The organism is Sphingobacterium sp. BIGb0116, assembly GCF_024808035.1.
Lineage (GTDB): Bacteria > Bacteroidota > Bacteroidia > Sphingobacteriales > Sphingobacteriaceae > Sphingobacterium > Sphingobacterium paramultivorum.
Map to the genome: position 1 here is coordinate 254,762 of NZ_JANUDT010000002.1, position 25,262 is coordinate 280,023.

25 protein-coding genes are annotated in these 25,262 nt (G+C 38.4%); 11 read left to right on the forward strand and 14 right to left on the reverse strand.

Annotated features, from left to right (window positions below; genetic code table 11):
• The first annotated feature begins 321 nt into the window (after positions 1-321).
• Together M2419_RS07650 and M2419_RS07655 are read left to right on the forward strand one after the other, a co-directional pair.
• Positions 322-2,010 carry a GMC oxidoreductase gene (locus tag M2419_RS07650; protein ID WP_182331902.1) on the forward strand — a complete coding sequence of 563 codons (1,689 nt, stop codon included), beginning with the start codon at positions 322-324 and terminating at the stop codon, positions 2,008-2,010.
• A gap of 20 nt (positions 2,011-2,030) precedes the next feature.
• Positions 2,031-2,600, forward strand: a complete 570-nt coding sequence (locus M2419_RS07655; RefSeq protein WP_259254712.1) for a gluconate 2-dehydrogenase subunit 3 family protein — start codon at positions 2,031-2,033, stop codon at positions 2,598-2,600.
• 29 nt (positions 2,601-2,629) lie between these two features.
• On the opposite strand, the gene M2419_RS07660 is transcribed toward M2419_RS07655, so the two are convergent.
• From M2419_RS07660 to M2419_RS07675, 4 genes are all read right to left on the reverse strand, one after another.
• Positions 2,630-3,169 carry a hypothetical protein gene (locus M2419_RS07660; protein WP_153844651.1) on the reverse strand — a complete coding sequence of 180 codons (540 nt, stop codon included), beginning with the start codon at positions 3,167-3,169 and terminating at the stop codon, positions 2,630-2,632.
• Between the two features lie 131 nt (positions 3,170-3,300).
• Entirely contained in the window at positions 3,301-3,894 is a 594-nt protein-coding gene (locus M2419_RS07665; protein ID WP_259254713.1) for a LytTR family DNA-binding domain-containing protein, read from the reverse strand.
• Positions 3,887-5,062 (reverse strand): sensor histidine kinase, encoded by a 1,176-nt coding sequence (locus tag M2419_RS07670; protein ID WP_259254714.1) that lies wholly within the window; start codon positions 5,060-5,062, stop codon positions 3,887-3,889. The genes M2419_RS07665 and M2419_RS07670 overlap by 8 nt, the downstream gene beginning before the upstream one ends.
• 63 nt (positions 5,063-5,125) lie before the next feature.
• On the reverse strand, positions 5,126-7,528 hold the full coding sequence (locus M2419_RS07675) for an outer membrane beta-barrel protein (RefSeq protein WP_259254715.1): 2,403 nt from the start codon (positions 7,526-7,528) through the stop codon (positions 5,126-5,128).
• A 247-nt stretch (positions 7,529-7,775) separates the two neighbouring features.
• On the opposite strand from M2419_RS07675, the gene M2419_RS07680 reads away from it, so the two are divergent.
• A complete protein-coding gene (locus M2419_RS07680; protein WP_259254716.1) occupies positions 7,776-8,798 on the forward strand; it encodes a bestrophin family protein in 1,023 nt (340 codons plus the stop codon).
• Between the two features lie 6 nt (positions 8,799-8,804).
• Here the strand turns inward: M2419_RS07680 and M2419_RS07685 are convergent, their stop codons facing one another.
• A complete protein-coding gene (locus tag M2419_RS07685; RefSeq protein ID WP_153844647.1) occupies positions 8,805-9,263 on the reverse strand; it encodes an Lrp/AsnC family transcriptional regulator in 459 nt (152 codons plus the stop codon).
• Between the two features lie 144 nt (positions 9,264-9,407).
• Between M2419_RS07685 and M2419_RS07690 the strand changes: the two genes are divergently transcribed.
• The gene (locus tag M2419_RS07690; protein WP_259254718.1) at positions 9,408-10,613 is read left to right on the forward strand and encodes an aminotransferase class I/II-fold pyridoxal phosphate-dependent enzyme; all 1,206 of its coding nucleotides are present in this window, start codon (positions 9,408-9,410) and stop codon (positions 10,611-10,613) included.
• A gap of 208 nt (positions 10,614-10,821) precedes the next feature.
• Positions 10,822-12,006 carry a metallophosphoesterase gene (locus tag M2419_RS07695; RefSeq protein WP_259254720.1) on the forward strand — a complete coding sequence of 395 codons (1,185 nt, stop codon included), beginning with the start codon at positions 10,822-10,824 and terminating at the stop codon, positions 12,004-12,006.
• Positions 12,007-12,041: 35 nt separating this feature from the next.
• Here the strand turns inward: M2419_RS07695 and M2419_RS07700 are convergent, their stop codons facing one another.
• Both M2419_RS07700 and M2419_RS07705 read right to left on the reverse strand, forming a co-directional pair.
• Complete coding sequence (locus M2419_RS07700) at positions 12,042-12,446, reverse strand: NUDIX domain-containing protein (protein ID WP_259254722.1); 405 nt, start codon at positions 12,444-12,446, stop codon at positions 12,042-12,044.
• Positions 12,447-12,544: 98 nt separating this feature from the next.
• Positions 12,545-13,372 carry an ankyrin repeat domain-containing protein gene (locus M2419_RS07705; RefSeq protein WP_259254723.1) on the reverse strand — a complete coding sequence of 276 codons (828 nt, stop codon included), beginning with the start codon at positions 13,370-13,372 and terminating at the stop codon, positions 12,545-12,547.
• Between the two features lie 236 nt (positions 13,373-13,608).
• On the opposite strand from M2419_RS07705, the gene M2419_RS07710 reads away from it, so the two are divergent.
• Together M2419_RS07710 and arr are read left to right on the forward strand one after the other, a co-directional pair.
• Positions 13,609-14,820 (forward strand): amidohydrolase, encoded by a 1,212-nt coding sequence (locus M2419_RS07710; protein ID WP_259254724.1) that lies wholly within the window; start codon positions 13,609-13,611, stop codon positions 14,818-14,820.
• Positions 14,821-15,045: 225 nt separating this feature from the next.
• The gene (arr, locus tag M2419_RS07715) at positions 15,046-15,789 is read left to right on the forward strand and encodes an NAD(+)--rifampin ADP-ribosyltransferase (protein ID WP_182331912.1); all 744 of its coding nucleotides are present in this window, start codon (positions 15,046-15,048) and stop codon (positions 15,787-15,789) included.
• 32 nt (positions 15,790-15,821) lie between these two features.
• Here the strand turns inward: arr and M2419_RS07720 are convergent, their stop codons facing one another.
• A complete protein-coding gene (locus M2419_RS07720; protein WP_182331914.1) occupies positions 15,822-16,406 on the reverse strand; it encodes a hypothetical protein in 585 nt (194 codons plus the stop codon).
• Between the two features lie 324 nt (positions 16,407-16,730).
• A complete protein-coding gene (locus M2419_RS07725; RefSeq protein WP_259254725.1) occupies positions 16,731-17,297 on the reverse strand; it encodes a YceI family protein in 567 nt (188 codons plus the stop codon).
• 199 nt (positions 17,298-17,496) lie between these two features.
• On the opposite strand from M2419_RS07725, the gene M2419_RS07730 reads away from it, so the two are divergent.
• A complete protein-coding gene (locus M2419_RS07730; protein WP_182331915.1) occupies positions 17,497-18,552 on the forward strand; it encodes an NAD(P)-dependent alcohol dehydrogenase in 1,056 nt (351 codons plus the stop codon).
• Positions 18,553-18,589: 37 nt separating this feature from the next.
• Here M2419_RS07730 and M2419_RS27465 read toward each other — a convergent pair whose 3' ends face one another.
• Both M2419_RS27465 and M2419_RS07735 read right to left on the reverse strand, forming a co-directional pair.
• Positions 18,590-18,844: a GNAT family N-acetyltransferase gene (locus M2419_RS27465; RefSeq protein WP_409049504.1), complete on the reverse strand. Its 255-nt coding sequence runs from the start codon at positions 18,842-18,844 to the stop codon at positions 18,590-18,592.
• Positions 18,841-19,038 carry a hypothetical protein gene (locus tag M2419_RS07735; RefSeq protein WP_259254726.1) on the reverse strand — a complete coding sequence of 66 codons (198 nt, stop codon included), beginning with the start codon at positions 19,036-19,038 and terminating at the stop codon, positions 18,841-18,843. The genes M2419_RS27465 and M2419_RS07735 overlap by 4 nt, the downstream gene beginning before the upstream one ends.
• 323 nt (positions 19,039-19,361) lie before the next feature.
• On the opposite strand from M2419_RS07735, the gene M2419_RS07740 reads away from it, so the two are divergent.
• Together M2419_RS07740 and M2419_RS07745 are read left to right on the forward strand one after the other, a co-directional pair.
• Entirely contained in the window at positions 19,362-20,306 is a 945-nt protein-coding gene (locus M2419_RS07740) for an aldo/keto reductase (RefSeq protein WP_182331917.1), read from the forward strand.
• 139 nt (positions 20,307-20,445) lie between these two features.
• On the forward strand, positions 20,446-22,161 hold the full coding sequence (locus M2419_RS07745) for a hypothetical protein (RefSeq protein ID WP_182331918.1): 1,716 nt from the start codon (positions 20,446-20,448) through the stop codon (positions 22,159-22,161).
• 45 nt (positions 22,162-22,206) lie between these two features.
• On the opposite strand, the gene M2419_RS07750 is transcribed toward M2419_RS07745, so the two are convergent.
• Both M2419_RS07750 and M2419_RS07755 read right to left on the reverse strand, forming a co-directional pair.
• On the reverse strand, positions 22,207-22,938 hold the full coding sequence (locus tag M2419_RS07750; protein ID WP_227550078.1) for a DUF3667 domain-containing protein: 732 nt from the start codon (positions 22,936-22,938) through the stop codon (positions 22,207-22,209).
• 85 nt (positions 22,939-23,023) lie between these two features.
• The gene (locus M2419_RS07755) at positions 23,024-23,830 is read right to left on the reverse strand and encodes a DUF5694 domain-containing protein (protein WP_259254728.1); all 807 of its coding nucleotides are present in this window, start codon (positions 23,828-23,830) and stop codon (positions 23,024-23,026) included.
• Positions 23,831-23,980: 150 nt separating this feature from the next.
• Between M2419_RS07755 and M2419_RS07760 the strand changes: the two genes are divergently transcribed.
• Entirely contained in the window at positions 23,981-24,736 is a 756-nt protein-coding gene (locus M2419_RS07760; protein WP_182331920.1) for a response regulator transcription factor, read from the forward strand.
• A 59-nt stretch (positions 24,737-24,795) separates the two neighbouring features.
• On the opposite strand, the gene msrB is transcribed toward M2419_RS07760, so the two are convergent.
• Positions 24,796-25,215 carry a peptide-methionine (R)-S-oxide reductase MsrB gene (gene msrB, locus M2419_RS27470; protein ID WP_349675893.1) on the reverse strand — a complete coding sequence of 140 codons (420 nt, stop codon included), beginning with the start codon at positions 25,213-25,215 and terminating at the stop codon, positions 24,796-24,798.
• Positions 25,216-25,262 lie beyond the last annotated feature (47 nt).

The window sequence follows — 25,262 nt, forward strand, 5'->3', positions numbered from 1 at the left end:
TTTTGAAAAAGACTATGTTATGTACAAAACAGATCAATATTCCAATTCGTTTGAAGAAATGGCTCAGTCTGTCGTTTATACTATTATAATTTGGTTATTCAAGCTACCTGCTTGTTTAATACAATATTACAAAAATTTGCAACCGGTTGCAATAAAATCAAAAAAAAACCTTAAACTTGTTTAGACGATCTATTCTTACGCTTTCGAAAATATAAGAATGGATCGTTTAAACAAGGTAAAACTGTCAGGCATCTTTGTGGCGCTTGATTTGAGAGGGAAATTTCCCTTCGAGTAATAACCAAATAAACCAATTATAAATAAATGGCAAATAATGTTTATGATGCAATTGTCATCGGGTCTGGGATCACAGGTGGCTGGGCAGCCAAGGAACTAACGGAGCGTGGACTTAAAACCATCATGTTAGAAAGAGGACGCAATATTGAGCATATCAAAGATTACCCATCACCAAACAAAGATCCTTGGGATTTTCCGCATCGGGGTCGGGTGCCCTTGGATCGTGCCCAGCACTACTTACCTTTTGGAATTAAAAATCAATGGATGAACGAAGGGAACATCGACTTTTGGACTAATGAGACAGAAAGTCCATATAAGGAAATAAAACCCTTTAATTGGTTCCGGGGCTATCACGTTGGTGGGCGCTCGCTTATGTGGGGGCGGCAAAGCTATCGGTGGTCGGATGTTGATTTTGAAGCAAATAGCAAAGACGGGCATGGGGTTGACTGGCCCGTACGTTATAAAGATATAGCACCTTGGTATAGTCACGTTGAAAAATTTGCGGGTATTTCGGGTAATAGAGACGGTATAGCGGTGCTGCCCGATGGCGAATTTATGCCACCAATGGACATGAATATTGTGGAGAAAGATCTTGCTGCGCGATTGAAATCGCATTATCAGGGAAAACGACACTTTATAATTGGCCGGGTAGCCAACATAACAGTGCCCCACCATGGCCGTGTTAATTGCCAATACCAGAACAAATGTTGGCTGGGTTGCAATTTCGGCGCTTATTTTAGCACACAGTCTGCAACATTGCCTGCAGCAGTGAAGACAGGGAAACTTACCCTACGACCATTTTCCATTGTAAAAAGCATTATTTACGATCGGGATACACAGAAAGCTAAAGGAGTAGAAATTGTTGATGCGGAGACGAATCAAACCTACGAGTATTTTGCTAAAATTGTCTTTGTATGTGCTTCGACTTTAAATTCCACCTGGGTGTTAATGAATTCAGCTACCGATGTATGGGAAGGTGGTCTTGGGAGCAGCAGTGGTGAATTGGGACATAATCTGATGGATCACATGTTAAATAGTGGGGCTGGGGGAAGAGTTGAAGGATTTGAGGATAAATATATTTTTGGACGACGCGCCAATGGATTATATGTACCCCGATTTGCTAATATTGCTGGCGATACCAAGAAGAGAGATTACATACGTGGTTTTGGCTATCAAGGCGGAGCTTCAAGGGGACAATGGTCAGGTAAGGTCGATAATAAGAGCGTAGGCGGGGCTTGGAAAGATGCTATCGCCGAGCCCGGAAGCTGGGGAGTAGGTTTTACTTCATTTGGCGAAATACTTCCATATCACGAAAATAAAGTCCTATTGGATTCATCTGTAAAAGATAAGTGGGGCCTTCCTGTACTGGCTATAGATGCAGAGATTAAGGATAATGAGCGGAAAATACGGGTTGATGCAAGCCATGAAATGAAGGAAATGTTGGAATCTATCGGTGTCAAAGACGTAACAACCTACGACAACGGGTTTAGTATGGGACAGGGAATTCATGAAATGGGAACAGCACGGATGGGCAATGATCCGAAAACCTCGGTATTAAACAAATTTAACCAAGTATGGGATGCTAAAAATGTTTTTGTGACAGACGGGGCCTTTATGACTTCTTCTTCCTGTGTGAATCCATCGCTTACCTATATGGCATTTACAGCAAGAGCAGTAGATTTTGCTGTAAATGAGTTAAAAAAAGGGAATCTTTAATATTTTATGGTGCAATAGTTATGAATAGACGAGAAGCAATACAACGTGTAGCCATACTCATGGGAGGAACAGTTATTGGTGCTTCGTTATTTTTGGAAGGATGCCAAAGGTCTGCTTCGAAAGATATAGAAATGCTCTTTGATCCAAAATCAATCGATTTTTTGGGAGATCTCGCGGAGGCGATTCTTCCTAAAACTACTACCCCAGGGGCGAAAGAAGCTGGTGTAGGTTCTGAAATTCCCGTTATAGTGCGAGACTGCTATAAACTTGAAGAACAGCAGGTTTTTCTGACTGGAACAGCCGGAATTGACGAACGTGCCAAGAAAGAATTCGGACGTAATTTTCAGCAACTCGACAAAAAAGACCAAACTGCTTTTGTTGATATTTTGGACAAGGAAGCACAAGATTACGATGAAAAGAAAGCAACTAATGAACTGCCCCATTTTTTCACACTCTTTAAACAGCTTACACTCCTTACATTCTTTAGCTCAAAATTAGGCGCCACGGAAGTGTTCCGTTATGTGAAAATCCCAGGGAAATATAACGGCGATTTCCCTTATCAAAAGGGTGATCATGCTTGGGCAACCTAGCTAATAAATTTTATATTGACCCCTTGTCTTTAATTGGCAGCGGGGTCAATTAAAGAGGTTGTCAAGCCTATGAACTTTAAAAGATTTTTGCTATCGAAAAGTAAAGTGGTAAAATGTGTTCCTGTTTTCATCGTCAGTCTGGTACCACCCGGAAAAGAGCTTCCAGCATCAAGTTTTTCCTTTTTAACATTGTGTCGGCTGAATTTTGAGAGCGCCTCCTTGACTGTTGTTTTATTGATCGCTAGATCAAAAGGCAACCCTTCGACAACCAGAAACTTGTCATCAGGGATATCAAAAAATAGTTCATTGACGGATTTATCAGCCCCATAATTGCTATAGAGTTCCAAGCCGGATTTTGTGATCCATTTTGCATACTTTTCTTCGTTGGCATCTTCATAGAATACTGTTTTTACATTTAATGTAGCCGCTATTTTATCTATTGTCTGCGGAAATACAAATTCACTGTTTTTATTTAACAGTGATTTTAACTCCGCTTTGTTCTGCGCGAAAGTCGTTGCAGCAAAAAGGAAAAGACCTATATTTAATGTAAATGCTTTTATCTTCATCATATCCTCGTTCTATGTTTGGCAGTTGTTTATGTCCGTTAGATTAAAATTAATCAAACGAATCAAAATATACAATAGTGCTTTATACTTGTTTTGATAGCGGGATCAACTAAAGTTTTCAGCATGCGTATCGTCTATAATCGATCTAATTTAATCCTAAAAGTACTGGTGTTATGTAAAATTTCTTCCATCGCCTTAAGGGTAGATAGGGTTTGATGTGCACTGGTATGCGTGACAATATTCAAATAGTTTCCCTGAGCTTCAATATATAGAATATCACTAAGCATAATCTTTATAAATTTATTTTCACTTTTTATAAAAATTCGTTCTGTTTTTATCGAGCTGTTATTTAGTTTGTTAAGGGGTAATATTTGTTCCTTTACTCTATTTGCAGCTTTCAAAAAACGTTCAAATCGAATGGGTTTAATGAGGTAATCTACGGCACCTTTTTCAAATCCGTCAATGGCGAAATGTCGATGGGCAGTTATAAAAATAAAGTAAGGTTTTTGGGCCAGCGTTTCCAACAGATCTAAACCAGTTAAGCGGGGCATCTCAATATCGCTAAATACAATATCGATCGGATTTTCCTGCAGAAAAGCCATTGCCTCTAGTGGCTTACTGAAGGTCTTTTTTAATTCCAAAAAAGGTACTTGTTCGACGAAATCCGTAATAAGTTCAATGCCTAAAGGTTCATCATCGATGATGATGCAACTATATTTTTCAATCATGTTGTAATGCGATATTCAATGCAACGCTAAATTCATTGGAGCTATCTATGATGTGAAGGTCGCTTTGGTTTGGGTAAATTAATTGTAAACGCTTTTGTAAATTTTTAATACCGATACCCGTAAAGCTAGGCGTTTTCACGGTATTGAATACATCTTTGTCATTTTTTATTTTAAAGGTGACCTGATCTTTGCTGATGTGAATAGTAAGTATGACATAGGATGCTTCCTCGTTTTTCAGCCCATATTTAAATGCATTTTCGATAAGGGTGAAGGTCAATAACGGAGCAATCGTTAAAGCGTGAGCATGCGCTCGCCCCTCTATATTTAGTTCAATCTGATATGATTTTGGGTAACGCATTTTTTCCAATGAAAAGTAATTCTCTATAAAATCCAGCTCTTTAGCTAAGGAGACGTATTCTGCATCCGAATCGTATAGTGTATACCCCATAATTTCGGATAAATTTAATACGACCTCAGGCGCTGTGTCGTCTTTTTTTAGCGTCAAACGATAGAGGTTGTTAAGCGTGTTGAATAAAAAATGTGGATTGAGCTGTGCTTTTAAGAATGCCTTCTCTACGCTAATATTTTCCAATAATAATTTTGACTTCTGCTCTAGGATTCGCATTCGGTCTTTATTTATTCTTCTGATGTCGATTAGTATTTTGGTAAAGAAAAAAGGTGACAATGAATAGATAACCGACAATGCATTTAATAGCACTGCTTTAAAGCTGAATACGGACCACAGGTTGGGAATGAAGTCCTTTTCCTTGCCCATTAATGGATACAAATTGGAAATATCAAAACCATATTTGTAAGCTAGCACATAAAACAAATTATTGATAAATAACCAAATAAAAATACATACTGGCGCAGTTAAGAGAGGTAATATCCATAAATTTAAGTTCCTCGCGTAAGGGATAACCAAGTAGAAAAATAGATAAAAGACAACAAGAGAAGACAATAAAACACGCGTTGACAAAAATATTGACTGGTTTGAGGATATTCCAGTTACATAATAGTAGTTGCTGAAGAGGATTAGGGTAAATGTAAACCACATTCCAAAATGAAGTAGGATACGTACATTCGTTGTATAAAAAGTATCGAAATCCTGCTTCCTGAAAAATGTATCTGCTTTAGTGATGTATTGATTAAGTCGAGATTGTTTCATAAATCCTTAGATAGTTCAGTTTTGCGGCTCATTGAGCCGCAAAGATAAAAAATAGTGGTACATTTATAATCTTCCTTTCTCCTCCGTACTGCTTGATTCCATTCGTTTTGCTTTAAAGGTAGTGCCGGTTCTGAAGTTATATAGTAAAGAAATGGAGCATACACGCGATTGCTCCCTGTGCATTATCCAGATTTTAGTATTGTTAAAATAACTTGTCGCGCGATAATTATTGGTAAAAAAGATGTCGCTAATATTTGCTTTGGCAACCAATTGATCTTTGATTAGTTTTTTCTGGATCCCTAGATCAACGGAGCCGATGGCTTTAGTTACAATATTTCCAAGTAACATTTGGGGGGTGTAAAAAGCATTCAGATTTATAGTATATCCTTTGCCAAAGGAAATTTCTTGTTCTGTCTGTAATATAAAAGAAGCTTTCTTTAGATTAAAATAGGGGGAAGTTGAACGTGTATGAGTGAATAAAATCGTGTTCGTACTTGACCAGCAGGGTAGCAATGAAATGGGAGCGCTCAGAGTGGCCGTCCATACTCCTTGAGTCCCCACGTTGTCTTTAATAACTGTTAATAGTTCTTCTTCTGCCTGGTTGCGTATAATTTGTGAGATCGCATTTCTGGTATGGGAATAGTTCAAAGCAGTATAATATTTTTCCTTCCACAATCCACTAATTTCGAGCGAATTTGTAAACTGCGGCTTCAGAAAGGGATTTCCCGTCTGTACGGAATAATTATCTATATAATATTTATAAGGATTTAAATCAAAATATGAGGGCCGTTTAATTCTTCTATTGTAGGTAAGTGATACATAATTGCTTCCCTGCGAGTTTAAATTCTTCTTTAAAAAAATACTTGGGAACAAATTGAAATAGTCTTGTGCGAGTTTGTCCCTTTGCTCGCTCAAAAGTTGTCCTTGAATATTGGATTTCTCGCCTCTTAATCCCAATTGATAATCTATTTGGGCCCATTTTCCCGTATAATTTGCATAGGTAGCATAAATTCGTTCTTCATAATCGAATTGGAAATCAAGGGCAGGCATTGGCATCCAGGCCTGATGAAAGACCTGGTATTGATTGGTATTCATGATATTTGTTGCGGTCGCTTTTACACCAATTGATAAATTGTTTCCAGATTTAGTTATCCAATTATACTTTGCGTCGCCAGTAAAAATTTTTGCTTCGCTGGGATAATCCAATCTGAACAAAGTATCACTGCGTATGTTACCATTAGCATCGAAATCGGCACTATTGCTGATACTATTTCCGTTTCGTTGATTGTGCGTGTAATCGATAACAAGGCTGAATTTCGAATGTAAACTGTCTGTTTCCACGACATAATTTAAACCTAGATTCTGGTAGTTGGATTTTGATTCGGACGGAAAGCTACCTTGCGAGTGGATATTTTTTGCCACATCGGGGTAGATAATTGTCGAATGAGCCGTGGATGGCCCAAGGAAACTGCTGTATTGACCGGTGTAGGATAATCCGAGGAATTGTTTTCCCGTGAAATCATAGGTCGCACCAAGCCGTATACGGTCGTTTCTGTTGGTCTGAGTATTTTCCGTTTCTTGCTGATATAATCCCTGATTTGGAAAATCTCGTCGTTGTTTTAGTTCCTCGTATGACTTTGCACGGCTATGGGAATAACTTGCCATTAAACCAACTTTACCCATTCGATAATTCAAACCTGCATAAGGAGTGTACGTACCATATTTTCCAAGCCCAATTGCATAGTCATTGCCAATATAACCATTGAGCCCCTGTTTATCTTGCTTTTTTAGCACAATATTGATGATACCACCACTGCCTTCTGCGTCGAACTCTGCAGAGGGATGTGCGATAATTTCAATGGATTGGATATCGTTGGAACGCAAGGTTTGAAGGTAGTTCCTGAGATCATTTCCCGCGAGGTTAATACTTTTGCCATCGACAAGAATACGTGTTCCTACAACCCCATTAATGGAGATTCGACCATTGTTAACGAATACCCCGGGAGCCATTTTAAATAATTCCAAAGCCGATTTTCCAGAAGCATTGGCGGTTTGTGCTACATCCATAATGAGGCGGTCAATTTTTCGCTGTATTGTTGGTTTGCGCTTATTTACTGTTACTTCATCTAATTTGAGGTTGGATAGTAGTGATTTTGGGATAATGAATGCTAGCGGGACTTTAAGGTCGTTAATTTCAATTTTTTGCTGCGTTCTGAGTACATTTTCCACACGAATCGAAACGAGGTAAGTCTCTTTTTCGGTAAGCGTTAACTGAAAATTTCCATGTTCATCTGTTATTTTTTCAATGAGAGAATCTTTCTTTACATGTAATGCGCGAAAGGATAATGAAGCATAGGGTATCGACGCGCCATATTGATCCGAGACTTTACCAACAATGGCGGTTTGGGCGAATAGGAAGTTGTTAAGGAGAAAGGTGATAAGACTGAAAGTAATTAATTTGATCATAAATTTTGAATAATTATTCAAAACTAGTTTCGCTGGTGGCTTATTTCAATTTTTCTGGACATAAGGGGACCTTTTAGGGATGGAAGCATTAAATTTAGGGATAAGCTATATAAAGCGACGAGGTTTATTGTTATAAAAATGAGCGGGATAAAATATCACCGTGCGGAAAACAATTTAGCGTATTGGACAGTTACAATTTAAATTGTACTTTCATAACGTTTTTAATAAAGGAAGATATTTAATTTTTATGATCACAACCAAGTATTTTAATCATCGACAAATATTTAATTTAGCGGGTGCACATTTAATATGGCTGACGCTTTGGTGCTCTCTGGTGGCGATCATCTATTATTTTTTTAATTGGCAGTGGATGATAATTCCTTGGGTGCCATTGGCTTTGATTGGAACCGCTGAGGCTTTTTACGTCGGGTTTAAGAATAATCAGGCCTATGACAGACTTTGGGAAGCCCGGAAAATCTGGGGTGGGATTGTTAATTCAAGTCGTTCTTTCACGGCAATGTTATATGCCTTTGATACTCAAGATGGTGATCATACCGATTTGGAGGAGCGGAGGAAAAGGATTGCCTATCGCCATATAGCTTGGTTATATACTTTTCGTGAGCAGTTGTTGATCCCGACAGAATGGGAGCATGTCAGTTTGAAAAAACACTTTGGTTCAATGAATGTTAAACGGAACAGGTTGATAAAGGCTGGCTTTCCTGATTACAGTAGAACATCGATTTTTTTGCGCAAATACCTTTCTACAGATGAGTTTAAGTTGCAGAGCACCTATAAAAATTTTGCAACGTATTTGATTTCTAAACAAGCAAAGGAAGTTAATGCATTGAAAAATGATCAAATCATTTCGGATTTTAACCAAACGCAATTGCAGAATTGCCTGAATCAATTTTACGACTATCAAGGTCAGGCAGAAAGAATCAAAAAATTTCCTTCACCGAGACAGTTTGCCAGTACAGCATTTGTCTTTAATGTCATTCTCATCATTCTGCTCCCATTGGGCCTAGTAAATGAATTTGCGAAATTGGGCGACTGGGGGATATGGACGAGTATTCCTTTTTGTGTGGTAATTGGATGGATTTATATTGTGATGGAATTGGTCGGCGATTATACCGAAAATCCTTTTGGAGGACTCATGTTTGATGTGCCTATGCTTTCGATTTGTCGAACCATCGAAATTGATGTGTTGCAAATGGTGGGAGATGAGGATCTTCCGGAGGCAATTGCATCGAAAAATGGTGTTTTGGTTTAAATTTTCTTACAGATCTATTGCTATTGTATTTTTCACCTCAGCGATCATAAATGAGCTATGGGTGCTTGCGATATGCTGTAGGCTCGTTAACTTCGTTAACATAAAACTGCGATAGTCTGCCATATCCTGGACACAAATCTTTAGGATATAGTCGTAGTCGCCACTCACGTGGAAACACTCGGTTACCTCCTGAAGGTTCATGACCTCTTTTTCAAATTGTAAGATATACTCCTTTTTGTGCTGTGTTAATTTTACGTGGCATAATACGAGGAAATCTTTTGCTATTTTCTTTTTATCAAGTATGGCGACATAGCCTGCGATAATTCCAGTATTTTCGAGTTTACGGACTCTTTCATAGACCGCAGTTACGGACAAGCTCAGTTTGTAGGAGAGTTCTTTGGTCGTTTGTTTGGCATCTTCCTGTAGAAAACGCAATAGCTTACGGTCAATCTCGTCGAAGTGCATAGATTTTTTTTTTGTTTTTACTAGCTCGTTTTAAATCGGCTAGATGTTTTAACTAATTATTGTTTGTATAATAGATTTATATTCTAAGATAAGTAAAATTACTTGTAATATAATTTGAAATATCTCAATTTTAAAGATAAAAACATGGAAAATTTTAATGCAGCAAATGAAATTCAAGATTTGCAATACTTTGGTGAGTTTGGAGGAGTGAACCCGTCAATTTCAGATAGCTCCACCTATACTTTTCTTTCCGCTAAAAAGATGTTCGACACATTCGAAGGGAATGCGGAAGGCTGTTATCTCTATTCAAGGCATTCGTCGCCGATGAATTTGTATTTGGCACAAGCCTTAGCAAAAATGGAGGATACCGCTGCGGCCAATGTAACATCTTCGGGGATGGGTGCGATTACAACAGTTCTTTTACAACTATGTAAAAGTGGTGACCATATCATTTCCAGTAGGACAATCTACGGTGGAACTTATGCCTTTCTTAAGAATTTTCTCCCGCCTTTCCAGATTGAGACGACATTTTTGGATATTAATGATGCCGAAGAACTCGAAAGATCGATAAGACCTAATACAAAAGTGCTGTATTGTGAAAGTGTGAGCAACCCTTTATTGCATGTGGCAGATCTAAGAAAACTTTCGGCCATCTGTAAAAAATACAAGCTAAAACTGATTGTCGACAATACGTTTTCCCCATTGTCCATCTCGCCAACACTTTTGGGAGCAGACATTGTCATTCATAGTTTAACGAAATTTATCAATGGCAGCAGTGACACTGTCGGTGGGGTTTATTGTGGAAGTCAGGAGTTTATTAATGAAACAAAAAATGTGAACACAGGGGCCTGTATGTTATTGGGGCCAACGATGGACAGTTTACGTTCGGCGAGTATATTGAAAAATTTAAGAACACTTCATATACGGATGAAACAGCATAGCTATAATGCGATGTATCTTGCCGAGCGGTTTGAGAAAGATGGACTAAAGGTATCTTATCCGGGCTTGCAGTCGCATCGAGATCATGAATTAATGAAAAACATGATGCAAGAGACCTATGGTTTTGGGGGCTTAATGACAGTTGATGTGGAAACAACCGAAAGAGCCAATGAATTAATGGAACTGATGCAGGCTGAAAATTTAGGGTATTTAGCCGTCAGCCTAGGATTCTATAAGACGCTATTCTCCTGTTCAGGTAGTTCTACGTCGTCAGAAATTCCTGAAGAAGATCGTTTAAAGATGGGCATTTCCGATGGATTGATCAGGTTTTCCATTGGCCTAGATCAAGATATTGAGCGTACTTATCAAAAAATGAGAGCATGCATGCAAAAGAATGGAATTTTGGAGTAATAAGCAGCATTTCGGTTGGATCATTTATGGGATAATCAGACATCTTGACATGTTTTGGAGGAAACTATGCGAGGTTTTCTGATTGATTGGAGTGCAAAAAGTTTCAATTGTCATATAGACATCACTATTTACGATGATAGGGGCTTTAACAGTTGGAAAATCTCTTTTGGCATATCATTAGCAATTTAAAATCAATATTTTAATCAATATGGCAAAGAGACTTTTACTGATATTATTCCTATTTGTTTTGGGGGATATCTATTTTTTTCAGGCGTTCAGTACGGTTATTCATGGTTCAATTTGGAACAACATGTATTGGGGCATTGATATCCTGTTGTTTTTTGGTGTTTTTAGTTTAATTTTTTTACGGAGAGCGGGTTATGATGTCCAGGAGACAGCGACAAGTTTGATCACGGCATTTTTAATTGTTTTCATACCGAAATTGCTTGCTGTTCCCTTTTTATTTGTTGAAGATCTGATGCGTATTTTTCGTTCCTTCCCTCCACGTAGTATATTTTTGAGTGAGGTTGTATTGTTTTTGGCGGGGGCCATGTTATTGGTTATTTTTTTCGGTTTAACGAAAGGTCGTTATTTCTATAAAGTGCGGGAGGAAGTATTGAGTTTTCCTGATCTACCTATGGCGTTTGACGGTTTTAAAATTACGCAGCTGTCGGATATTCACTCTGGTAGTTTATCTGATATCAAAAGGGTACGTAAAGGTATCGAATTGGCCAATGCACAAAACAGTGATCTGGTATTGTTTACGGGTGATCTAGTCAATAATAAGGCTTCCGAAATGGAACCCTGGGTTTCGGACTTCAATCGATTAGAAGCTCCTTCGGGCAAGTTTTCAGTCCTTGGAAATCACGATTATGGAGATTATGTGCAATGGGAAAGTGTTGAATCAAAAGCCTTAAATTTGAATAGGCTTAAGGAAATTCATCATGAAATGGGATTTAAATTGCTGCTAAATGAATCGATAGCGATAGAAAAGCGAGGTGAGCATATTTCGTTAATTGGTGTTGAAAATTGGGGAAAAGGAGGGTTCCATCAATATGGTGATCTCGCTAAAGCAACCCTTGGATTGGACGCGGATACCTTCAAAATTTTGATGTCTCATGATCCTTCACATTGGGATCATGTTACTTTGGACTATAACCAACATGTCCATCTGACGCTGGCGGGACATACGCATGGTATGCAGTTTGGGATAGAATTATTTGGGTTAAAATGGAGTCCAATTCAATATTTTTATAAACAGTGGGCTGGACTCTATCAAAAACAAGGAAAATATCTTTATGTCAACCGTGGTTTTGGTTTTCACGGCCTAAAAGGTCGGATAGGTGTTTGGCCTGAAATTACGGTTATTACATTACGGAAAAGCGTTGTCTGATATTTTGGTATGAGAAACAACGCTCATCTGTTCTATCAATCGATAAGGTTCATTTCCTTTAATCGGTGAAAGATAATCTGATCTACGGCAGAAGTCCTATGTTTGTCCTTATAGGTTAACCATTCAAATGTCTCGATTTCATTCGCTGGATGCAATACTCCTTCGAAATCAGAAAAGTAGCAGATCATTCTTACGAGCGTACCTTGATTTCGTCCATCGGCGATTGCTTCAAAGGTGCCCAAAAGGCGCATTGATTCTTCGACGATGTGCACAGAAAGCTCCTCCAGTATTTCTCTTTTTAAACAGGTAATATCGGATTCATTATTCTCTCGTTTACCACCGGGAAAGTAAAATTTTGTTTTAGTCTTGGAACGTGTGCTCAGGATTTTCCTATCTTTAATGCTAATTAAAGCAACTTTGTCTATTATTTTATGCTGCATATTGCAAAACTAGCCATTGAGAATGAAAAATCAGATAGCATAGTGAAATACTGCTTGAAATTTTATTCAAATTTGAGTACTTAAAGGAAGATGAACCTTTATATTTCTGATGTTAGTATCTTAACAATTTCATTGAAGCCTCTTTGTTTTGCGTGTTGCATAGGGCTTGTGCCATTGAAGTCCGGAATATCCAATTTTGCCCCAGCATCTTTTAGAATCTGAATAATTTCCTGATATTTTTTGCTTCCGTCACCGAGTAGAATTGCTTCCATCAAAGCAGTCCATCCTAAACGATTGACATGGTCCAAAGGGAAATTTTTGGTATTGGCCAATAATCTTACCGTTTCTACATATCCACGTTCACAAGCCGGGATTAAAGCTGTGCCATTATATCGATTAAATAAATCAAAGCGAGCGCCGTGATCTAAGAAAAGTTTGACGAGTTCAACTTGCCCACTTGCTCCTGCGTATAAAAATGGGCTATCCATATTGTCGGCCTGAAGGTTGACATCGGCACCATATTCTACCAATAATTTAGCCATTTCAATATTTCCGTTGTTTGTCGCGATAAGTAGAATAGAACGTTTATTCGTATCTTCACTATTCACGTTGGCATTATTTTCTAGCGCTTTTTTCACTCCCTGTAAGTCATTTTTGGTGACCAATTTAATAATCTCTTCCTTGGACGGATTTTCAGTATATGAGTTTTCGGTTAATGCCGATCGGCACGAATTTGTTATGCTCATCATTATCAAGAGTATTAAAGTTGTTTTCATCATTTTATTGTGCTGTAATTTTTTCAATAAAGCCGAAGAAGCTTCGCTGTCTAATACAAAAATAGTAGCTAAGGCTGTTTTTACAATGTGGTTTTCATTCCATCTGTTGGACAATTTATTACTACAGTGCATTTTAAGTGTCGTTCTCATTGGTCTCATGCTGGCTGAAAGCACATTCGTTGTAGTTTCACCTTATGCATACTGTTGAGCAAAAGTCGGCGCTGTGATAAATTGTTCAAGTATCGAGATGTATTCTGCAAAAGATCTGGGAGAATCATTGCGACCTTTGTTCTGGTGATACTGAATAACAAAAGTGGAAAAATAATACCGTTTCTATTGTCCGGTAAATTTTAGAGAACAAGAAAAAGAATATTATCAAAATAAATATGAAAGCTAAAACATATATTTTAGAAAACGTACGGCTTGAGACAGGATTCGAGTTTGATGGAAAGGACGTTATAAGCACAAATACGGCTTTATTCTGTGTAGAAGTTGAAGAGGGTAAGATCAAAGGAATCAAGCCAAATACTGCAAATGCTAATGCGATCGATGCAAAAGGACATTTGATGTTGCCGGCTTTTAAGGATATGCATGCCCATTTGGATAAAATGTTGTTTGGTCTGCCATGGGAAGCTGTATCGCCAACACGGCATACCGTAAAAGATATGATCGCGTATGAGCAGAAGATGATCCCAGAATGGTTAAGCACCTCCGTCGAAAGAACGGGCAAAATGCTGAATTTTCTGCAGGCATACGGAACTGATTTTATTCGTTCACACTTCAATGTTGATCCAACATCTGGACTAAAATCGTTAACAAATTTGGAAAAGGCACTTGCATCGAAAAAAGACACGGTAGAAGCGGAGCTGGTTGCTTTTCCACAGCATGGCCTCTATTATACGGATACTTTACCCATTTTGAAGGATGTTGCAAAACTGGATGCTGTTAGTTTCATAGGTGGAGTAGATCCGTACTCTTTGGACGGAAGTATCGAAAAAAGTATGGAGCAGATTACACAGTTGGCGCTTGATAACAATAAGGGAATTGACATACACCTCCATGAAATGGGAGAAAGTGGTATGAAGACAATCGAGTTTTTGATCGACCGTACATTGGAAAACCCCCAATTAAAAGGGAAAGCTTTTGTTAGCCATGCTTTTGCACTTAGTCGTCTCACAAATGTAGAAGCTGAAAAAATTGCGGCACGTCTCGCAGAGGCGGGTGTAGGAATTGTGTCCTCTGTGCCCTTTGGCAATATGATTATGCCTATTCCGACGCTTCGGAAATATGGTGTGGAGGTTTTGATTGGAAATGACAATATTCAGGATCACTGGAATACGTTTGGCTCGGGAAACATGCTGCAGAAAGCGAATCTTATTGCTGAGCTTTATGGTTATGGAACAGAATTCGGCTTATCTAGAACACTTGCTTTCGCGACACGCTACAAATTGCCTTTGGACAATAATGGAAATCAACAATGGCCGAAAGTGGGTGATGAAGCAAGTATGGTTTTTGTTGAGGCAAGTTGTTCCGCTGAAGCAGTTTCTCGTATTTCACCGGTGACTTCCTTGATACACAAAGGCAATATTGCATTCTAAAGAGACCGACTATCGGATAATTTAGCTGCTCTCTGGATGTCAACTGTTCTCAGGATTCCAGCGAGAAATATTGAAAATAAGAGAACAATTTTGTTGAAGAGCCGGTTATTCTTAATAACTGGCTTTTTACATACAGAGCCTTGCTTAAGTCCTGATGTTACTAAGGGTGTTCACTTATAACTACAGCGAGGATAATATTCGGTTGAATAGATAATAATTTATACGATGGAATTTTCACCATTTAACGGGGTTGTCAAACTTTGCCTAAAAGGCATACAATTGGAAGAAAACGGTAGACACGATGAAGCGCTGTTCTTTTTTGCAGAGGGTTATCGGGAGGCAAGCGATGACCATGAGAAGTTTATTGCAGCCTATTTTGTATCCCGGCAGCAGAAAACGGTGTCGGATCTTTTGAAATGGCTGCACATAGCCTTAGATCACGCATTGGTAATCGGTGATGATCGAGCTACCAGTGCGTTGCCCGGAATGTATTTGAAGATTTGTGCCTGTTACACAAGTTTAGGAGAAGAAGCAAAGGCAAGTGAATATGCTAGGTTGGCCTCTTCTTATAAGAACATTCCCTTTGATAAGGGACCTTTTTATCACGGTACAAAAGCAGATGCACAAATCGGCGACTTATTGGTTCCAGGCTTCAATTCTAACTATCAAGCCGACTTCAAAATGAATCATATTTATTTTACAGGTATGATGAATGGGGCCGGACTTGCAGCGGCCCTGGCAAAAGGTGAGCGCAGCGAGCGGGTATTTATTGTTGAACCTACCGGTGATTATGAGCATGACCCTAATCTGACGGACCAGAAGTTTCCCGGAAATCCGACACGTTCCTATAGATCTGAATTTCCATTAAAAATTATAGGTGAGGTTGCTGAATGGGCAAAACCAGGTGTTCAGGAACTTGGAAAATTTCGTGATAAACTAGATCAGAATGATGGCGAGATTATCAATTAAGAAACCAAGAGCGGTTGCTCCGGCAATCGAAATTATGTCTTACTGATAACAATCTTACTGATGACTTCAAAATCTGAAATTCGATAATCGTCGTCAAAAAATAACCCGTTGATATAACGTTGTATAGGATAGAACAGATCGGCCGGTGTATCACCGAAAAACGTTTTGAAATCGTTCGGAATAGAATACAGATAATTGTATTGCCCTTTACCCAAACTGATACCGCCGATCTTTTTGAGATAACCCGTTATCTTATGTTTATTTTTGTTGGAGAATGCTTCTTTCGTCTCTATAAAATAATCTTCAATGTAAAAATTACGGATATCCTGAAGATTAAGTATGCTGTTTGGAGCAGGTTTGATACGTCTTGAATAGGATACATCAACCAAAATACAACTGGCTTTATGCGCTTTCGCGAGATCAATAAAGTAGCCTTCATCGACCATAAGGTGTTTACTGTCTTTATATACACCGAGCAGCATTTCATTGATCTCCCGATCCGAATAATCGGATATATTAGAAGATCTTCCCAACTTTTCAAATGCGAGGTCACTTTCACTCCAATTTTTTCTAATTCTATTAAGCTCGTGCTGTTGAAAAGTTTTTATTTTCTCCATATATAATTTGTCTACCCTTACTTTAGCGAGTTTAAAGATAATTTTAAAACTTTACTTTCATCAATCTTATCGCTTGCTAAGTGCAATTTGAATCAAATCTAATTTAACAGAGTCTTTGTTTAATGTTGTAGCACAGCGCTAATGCGCTATTTCTGAGGAAGAATAAGTGCCGCACTGTTGGATTTTCCATGCCGGTATGAGGTGACATCACAGCCTTAAGTAGTCTGTGTGTAAAAGCAGCTCGAGTAAATTATGTCGATTCTCGGTGCGATTATTCAATGAAGGAAGAGCCGCCTGTATTAACAGAGGGCTCCTACGAAGTTTTTACTTTACAGCCTTAAGCACGATATCTAAGGTGAATTCATCATCGATGGCGCGATTGCCTAGGTCGGAGAAAAAGCTTGCTGAACGATACTGTATATCAAAGTCCAGCCGATTTACCTTAACTCCTATAGCTTCAGCAGAAAGTCCATCTGCAGTTGTGGTGACTTTTGCTGGAAAGGAGATCGATTTTGTTTTATTCTTAATCGTCAGATTACCGGTTATGATTGGAGTGTCTTTGCTATTATCAACTTTACTGATGACAAATTTGCTGCTAGGGTAGGTAGGCACATTGAAGAAATCTTCATTTTTTAGGTGCCCGGTCAATTTAGGTGCGTCAGTACAAGCCATGGAATTCATATCTATGGTAAAACCTCCGCCGGTAATTTTCCCTTTTTCTGTCTGTACCGTGCCTTCTTGTATATTGATTGTTCCCACATGTCCCCCGACAACTTTTTTCGCATTCCATTTGATCGTCGAATTTTGCGTGTTCACTTTGTAGCTTATCTTTTGGGCGAAGGCCATTGATGTTAAGCAAATAATTGCTAGCGTTAGACTGGTTCTTTTCATTGAAGTGATTTATATGAACTCAAATATACATGGTCTTGTGCGGATACTTCTATGTTTAAACTTGTTTTTTTGTTTGCGCAGTGTCAATATTGTGTTTGCCTTTCTTTATCCGTCATCGATACCCGCTAACTTAGCACAACGTAAATAGGGGATCGAAGATATCTTCGTATCCAAATTGTGGTCTATAAAAAAAGATAATATGATTAAGTCGAAAGGTTATGCGGCGAAAGACAGTAGTTCTCCACTTGAATACTGGGAGTTTGAAAGGAGAGAGCTTGGTGCAAACGATGTTTTAATAGATATCTTGTACAGCGGGATCTGTCACTCTGATATTCATCAAGTACATGATGAGTGGGGTGGTACACAATACCCAATTGTTCCCGGGCACGAAATTGTTGGTCGGATAAGTGCAGTTGGTCCTGGAGTGACTAAGTTCAAAAAAGGTGACCTGGCAGGTGTCGGTTGTATGGTTGCTTCCTGTGGCGAATGCGATAACTGTAAGTCAGACCAACAACAGTTCTGTTCAGAAAAGAAGACCGTCTGGACGTACAACAGCAAAGATGTGATGCACGATCACAGCTATACTTTTGGTGGTTATAGCAATAATATTGTTGCGGATGCAGATTTTGTGCTGCATGTGCCGGAATCTTTGGATATTAAAAAGGTGGCACCGCTACTCTGTGCAGGAATCACCACCTATTCGCCATTAAAAAGATGGAATGTTAGCAAAGGGCATAAAGTTGGTGTGTTAGGCTTAGGCGGATTGGGACATATGGCTGTTAAAATTGCAGTGGCAATGGGGGCAGAAGTCACAATGATAAGTCATTCACCGCGCAAAAAGGAGGATGCTGCTCTACTTGGAGCACACAAGTTCTTAAATACGCATGAGGCCGATGAAATAAAAGAATTCTCATCGTATTTTGATTTTATTATTGATACCGTATCAGCACCGCATGACTATAACCTCTATCTTGCATTATTGAAAACAAAAGGAGTTTATATTTGCGTGGGGATTCCGGCTGCGCCCATGGAAATTAATGGACGCTCAATCATGGGGGGAAATAAGATCCTAACGGCTTCCAGCATTGGGGGAATACAGGAAACTCAGGATATGCTTGATTTTTGTGCTGAACATAATATTCTACCTGAAACAGAAATGATTGATATCGACTATGTAAATGAGGCGTATCAAAGGGTATTGGATAGTGATGTGAAATATCGTTTTGTAATCGATATGTCGTCTATTGAAAAGTAATGCAAAAACAGGTCGGTTAAAGAGCCGACCTGTTTTTTTAAATCTTATCCTTGTTTGAGTACTTCATATGATATGAATGCTCGTCTTCTCCGATAATTTCGAAACCAAGACTAAAGTAGAGCTTTTGCGCTTTATTAGTTTTTAACACATGTAATGAAATCGACTTCCCTTCATAAATTGCCTCATTTATAAGATCTTTTAATATCTTTTTTCCCAGCCCTTTCCCTTGATATCGGGGATCGATCTGTATTTGAATCAACTCGATATGAGCCCGTCCTTTCTCGATTTTCAAAAGCCCGATAGGGAGATATTGTCATATTCAATGATAGCAGCATGTTCAAATTTGTATTTAATTCTTTGTAGATGTGAATCCGTAGTAGTGGGTAACGCGGCGGCAATTAAATGTGGGGTCATGGTTTTTGCTCTTAGATCTAAAAGAAAAATCAAATCACTTTCCATTGCTGGTCTATATACTATTGGGATCATGGAAGATTGGGTTTTGTCAATTTAATCTGTTCAATCTATTGAAAGCTTTATCGGACATGTTCAGGACCCGTCATATTGATGTCGGCCATGAGAACTAAGATGGCATTTTAGGCTATGAGCACAATCATCCGGCCGAAAGCCTGTTGCAATTTAGTATAATAAATAGTAACTGCGTACTAAATTACAGTAAAGTACTTTACTCTTTTTGACAATTAGATGTGAAGAATGCTGTCGTGGCTCAAGATGAATACTGTAACTTTAGCTTTATAGCTATACTTGCATAGCGATTTTTTATTTAAAGGAACAATAAACAGATAATTTCAATGAAAAAGGTAGAAATACAACACACAGATTTGCAGATAGCTCCAATTAATTTTGGCGGGAATGTTTTTGGCTGGACATTAGATGAGCAAAAATCGTTTGAAATGCTAGATAAGTTCGTAGGAGCAGGATTTAATTTTATCGATACGGCAGATACCTATTCTTGGTGGGTGAATGGAACCGGCGGGCAGTCCGAAGAAATTATTGGGAAATGGTTAAAAAGCCGTGGTAACCGTCAAAATATAGTAATCGCAACAAAAGTTGGATCCGAGACTAAGGAGCACGGATATGATATCTCAAGGAAACATATTTTGAAATCTGCTGATGAATCATTGCGACGATTGGGAGTAGATCATATTGATTTATACTATACCCACTTTGACGATAACATAACACCTGTGGAGGAGACATTGTCGGCTTATGCTGACTTAATAGAAGCAGGCAAGGTACGTTATATTGCCGCTTCTAATCTATCGCCGGCGCGGTTAACGGAAAGCTTTGATGTTGCGGAGAAAAATGGTCTTCCTAAATATGTTGCTTTGCAACCGCATTATAATTTGGTAGAGCGCACAGGTTTTGAAACAGATTATGCGGGATTGGTCGAGAAGTACGGCTTGAGTGTATTTCCATATTGGTCACTTGCTGCAGGTTTCTTGACCGGTAAATACCGTACTGAAGCTGACTTTGATAAAACGGCTAGAGGCGGTGGGATCAAAAAATATTTTGATGCTAAAGGTAAAGCTGTCCTGGAAGCGCTCGATGTTATCTCCGAGAAACATGGGACAAAACAGGCGACTGTAGCATTAGCATGGTTGTTGGCTAAACCGCTAATTACCGCTCCCATTGTGAGTGCTACAAGTGAGCGTCAATTGGATACGTTATGTGCGGCTCCGGCTCTTAAATTAGATACGGAAGATATTGAATTATTAAACGAGGTCAGCAAATAAGATAGCGATAAAGAGTAAAAACAAAATCCCTACATTTCTTAGGGATTTTGTTTTTATCGGGAAGCCGTTCTTAATAGAAGGGCGAGATTGCTTACGCATTTTAACAAGTTTATCGTAAATTGGAGCCTAAATTGATCTTATGAAACAGTTCCTGATATTATTTTCTTTCATGCTTTTTGGCAGAAGTTATGCCCAAATACTTACACCTTATGAACGGGGTAATGGCAATCAATCGGCAACTTTTGAAGAAATGCGGGCATATTATCAGGAATTGGCACAGAAATATACAACAATTCACTATGAAACAAGGGGAGAAGACGATAACAATAAACCAATAGATGTTGTTGTATTTAATCCGTTTGGAAAGACTCTGGAAGTGGCTAGGGAAGAGAGGTGCGTTTTATTGGTCAACAATGGTATTCATCCTGGAGAGCCAGACGGTATTGATGCGACTATGATGCTCATGCGCGATTTGGCGACAGGAAAGATAAAGGCACCTCAAAATGTTATTGTTGTTGCGCTGGCGAGTTACAATGTGAGTGGGATGTTAAATCGTGGGAGCTTTTCCAGAGCTAATCAAAATGGCCCTGAGGAGTATGGTTTTCGTGGAAATGCAAGACACTATGACTTAAATAGGGATTTTATTAAGACAGATACTAAAAACTCGCGGAGTTTTCAGCGAATTTTTCAATGGGTCAAACCAGATGTTTTTATAGATAATCATGTCAGCAATGGGGCCGATTATCAGTACACCTTCACCTATATCTCAACAAACAAAGAACGTCTAGGAAACCTTTTGGGAAATTATTTTAACAGCCACATGCAAAAAAACTTACTCAAGGATCTCCAAAAGAAAGGATTTATGTCTGTTCCCTATGTTAACATCCACAACGATGTGCCCGATGGAGGTTTTCCAACCTTTATGGATTCGCCAAGATACGCAACAGGCTACACCAGTCTATTTAATGTAATCGGAACTGTTGTGGAAACACATATGTTGAAACCTTATCAAGAACGTGTCAAAGCGACTTATGACTATATGCGTTGTAACCTGGATTTTATCGAACAGAATTATAAGGTGATTAAACAAAAAAGAGCTGAAAACCTAAAGCAATATCAAATAGGGGATAAATATGCCATAGCATGGAAGCTTGATTCCTCAAAATATGAATCGCTGGAATTTAAGGGCTTCGAGGCAAAATATAAACCAAGTGACGTTTCTTCGAAAGATAGGTTGTGGTATGATAGAAACGCTAAGTTTTCAAAACAAGTTAAGTTATATAATACATATGTTCCGATAAAAGAAGTGACGATTCCATCGTATTATGTCATTCCGCAGTCTGAATGGAAAATTATTGAATTGTTGACACTCAATCAAATCAAGATGATTCCGCTTAAACAAGATTCTGTTATTGCGGTGGAACAGTATAGGATTAAGGATTTCAAGACAACTTCAAGTCCATATGAGGGGCATTATTTACATTTTGACACCAGTCTCCTTCGGGAGTCCAACAAGGTAAACTTCAGTGCCGGTGATTTTTTGGTCCCTTTGAACCAGGACGGTGTGAAGTTTCTGCTGGAAACCTTGGAACCTGAAGCAATAGACTCTTATTTTAATTGGAATTTCTTTGATGCGATCTTAGGACAAAAAGAATACTATTCAGCTTATGTTTTTGAAGATACAGCAGCCAAGCTTCTAAAGGAGAATAAAGATTTAAGATCTGCCTTTGAGCGCGAAAAGATGAACAACCCTAAACTTGCTGCAAGTAGTAGTGCGCAGCTGGATTGGATATACAAAAATTCACCTTATTATGAAGAGTCACATCTTCTCTATCCTATTTATCGCATCAATTGATGATGGTGGCTTCTTAGATACATGTCTGCATCAGTCACAAAATTGCTATTTTATAAGTATATCCAATGTAATACCAATGAAAAGTATGACGACCAAATAGGAGAAAAAGCCTATTATTGAAGCGGCAAATGCTTTGAAATAGTTGATCTTTTTAGCTTTATCAAAAAACTGTCCCATGGCCCAGGAGTAATATATAAAAGTTACTAAAGTTGCATATAGGATTAAACTTTGGTGCGTGATACCGTCAATTATTGCAAAAAGTGCATAAATTAACATTGTCATCCCCATAATAAAACATAATAAGATGATGATTTCAAAAAGATTATAACCGTATTTTTTAAAGAATAATTTAGTCCAAAGGGCGATAAAGAACCCCATAATAATGTTAGCATAACCATAATGATCTCGTAGCCATCGAAAGATGTTGCTTGTGATTACGAGTTTACTTTCAATACCATGGCTGTCGATTGATTGCATATAGCGCTCTTCAGTATGGAAAAAGTGGGCAATAATAGAATACACTAAAGATGTGACAATAACGAAAATAATAGGTTTGACCAGCCGGCTGCGATTTTCAGAAATGTAGTTTTGCACATTCTTCCCCGGAGCTGTCACCAATTCTCGAATGGTATAGAGGATGCCGCGTTCAAAGTGAAGCACATGTTGTATTTCGTGGGTGATATAATGAGCGTCTATTCTTTTTAGCATTGCAGGTTGGCCACAATCGGGACAGAATTTTGACGTAATGCCTGTGCCACAGTTTTTACAAGTTATCATTTTGAAGTGTTTATTTAAGTAATTAAGGTTTGTTAATCTGTTTCATTCGAAAGTCGACCAAAAGAGTCTTTTCTTACCGATGGTTTTATTGAAGGTATTCGGCAACTTCTACGAGTTTGTATTTGGGGCTCCGTTGCAAAAGTTCACCAAGGAAAGCTGCGTGAGTCGCGCCCGTGATTAGCAAAATTCGATCCTGCCCAGTGACCGGGATCTGATTTAAATTGGAGAATATCCGTAGATTTCTTCGGTAGAATTTACTGGCTTCGTCTGCTCCTTCAAAATTACCTTTTGTACTGCTGTAGGTTAAGATATCAGCGTTTACATTGATAAACTTTTGCAAGGTCTCTTTCTGATTAAATACCTTTAATTTTTCTAAAATGGAGAGTTTATCAATATGGGCGAATTCCTGCATAATTTTTCCCATGTAGCTTTTATAGGTTACACTGTCTACCTGATTCTCCAACTCATTTGCAATGTTGTAATTATAAGCAGCAGTTTGCTGTTCATCAATTCCATAAATTTTTTTTACCCCTGCAAGTTTGCCTACTTCATATGCAATTATGGCTATTTCACCACCGAACTTAGCTTTATGTCCTTTATCTTTAATAAAAGAGCTGTAGTCGCCGTTCAATTCTTCGTTTTTTTCAGGAATGATTTCCACGCAGATGATAGTTGGTTTAAAGTCTGCCAACAGTTTGGCTACTTGATATGTTTCTCTTCTGTTTTTTTGATCTTTTTCGTCAAATTCTACTTTATGTGCATCAGGCGTATAGCTCATGTGAAATGTCCCAAAATTTAGAACCTCAATTTTCTGCTGTGCATTGCTGTTTCCAAAAAATAAGATCCCCAAGGCGATTCCAATATTTCGAATCTGAATAGTGTTAATAAGCATTTGTGTAAGAAATAGTTTTATGTTTTTTCCGGCTTTTCGTTCAGTTAGCTATATTTTTTTAGCTGTTTTGTCCAAAAGTATTACAGTTTGTCCAAATAAAAGCTACACTTGAGTGTAGTTTTATTTAACTTCGACATTTAGAATTTCGTTATGGATTTTAACGCGCTATTTTCACAAAAAAATACTGTTGATCGTCTTTCAGAAAGGGACATCCTGCAGACCCATGGCTATATTGAGCTCGTCAAAGCTTTCTCACGGATTACCTATCAGAGTATTTATCTAATCGATTACCAGGCTAAAAGTTTTGAGTTTGTTTCAGACAACCCGCTGTTTCTCGCTGGTTTAACAGCCAAAGAGGTACTGGAAATGGGCTATGGCTTTTATCAAAAATATGTTCCATCCGATGATTTCCAGATGCTCATTACGATTAATGAAGCGGGGTTCAGCTTTTATGAAAAAATACCCATCGAGGAACGGAAGCTTTATGTTATATCGTATGATTTTCAGATACAAAATGCACACAACAAGTTTATTTTAATTAATCATAAACTGACACCTGTTTTTTTGACAGAAGAGGGGAAAATATGGAAAGCAATTTGTATCGTGTCTTTATCCACTAACGTATCTTCAGGTAACGTGACTATCGAAAAGCTGCACTCCGATCTAGTATGGGAATTGGATCTGTTGACTGGGAAATGGAACTCCCAAAAAAAGATTAATCTTACCGAACGTGAAATAGAGATTTTACGTTTTTATCATCGCGGTCTGACCATTCATGAAACTTCGGAAAAAATTTTCGTTTCCATTGATACGGTGAAATTTCATCGGCGAAAATTATTTGAAAAGCTGGGGGTAAGTAACATGAATGAAGTATTGGTTTTTGCATTGAATAATAGGTTATTATAACGCTAGCTTGAAGGAATCTGAAATGTTCAGGGCAAGCGCCTCGTTTGAGGCGCTGCAGACTATTTTTTTACCAATAATGGCAAATACTTTTCGTAGCCCTGTGCTTTCATCTTGTCTTTTGGAATAAATCGAAGTGAAGCACTGTTTATACAATAGCGTAGACCACCTTTATCTGCCGGTCCATCGTTAAAAACGTGGCCGAGGTGTGCATCACCAGTTTTGCTGCGTACTTCCGTTCTGCGCATCCCGTACGAATTGTCGGAGTGTTCTTGAATCAGGCTATCGCTAATTGGTTTGGAAAAACTGGGCCACCCACATCCCGATTCAAATTTATCTGTAGAAACAAATAAGGGTTCTCCGGTTGTGATATCGACATAAATACCTTCCCTAAATTCATCATTATAGGCATTGTCAAACGCGCGCTCCGTTGCACTGTTTTGTGTAACATCGTATTGCAATGGAGTCAACTCTTTCTTCAAGGTCTCCTTATCTGCTTTTTTATACGTGTTTTTAACGTCCGCTTTCG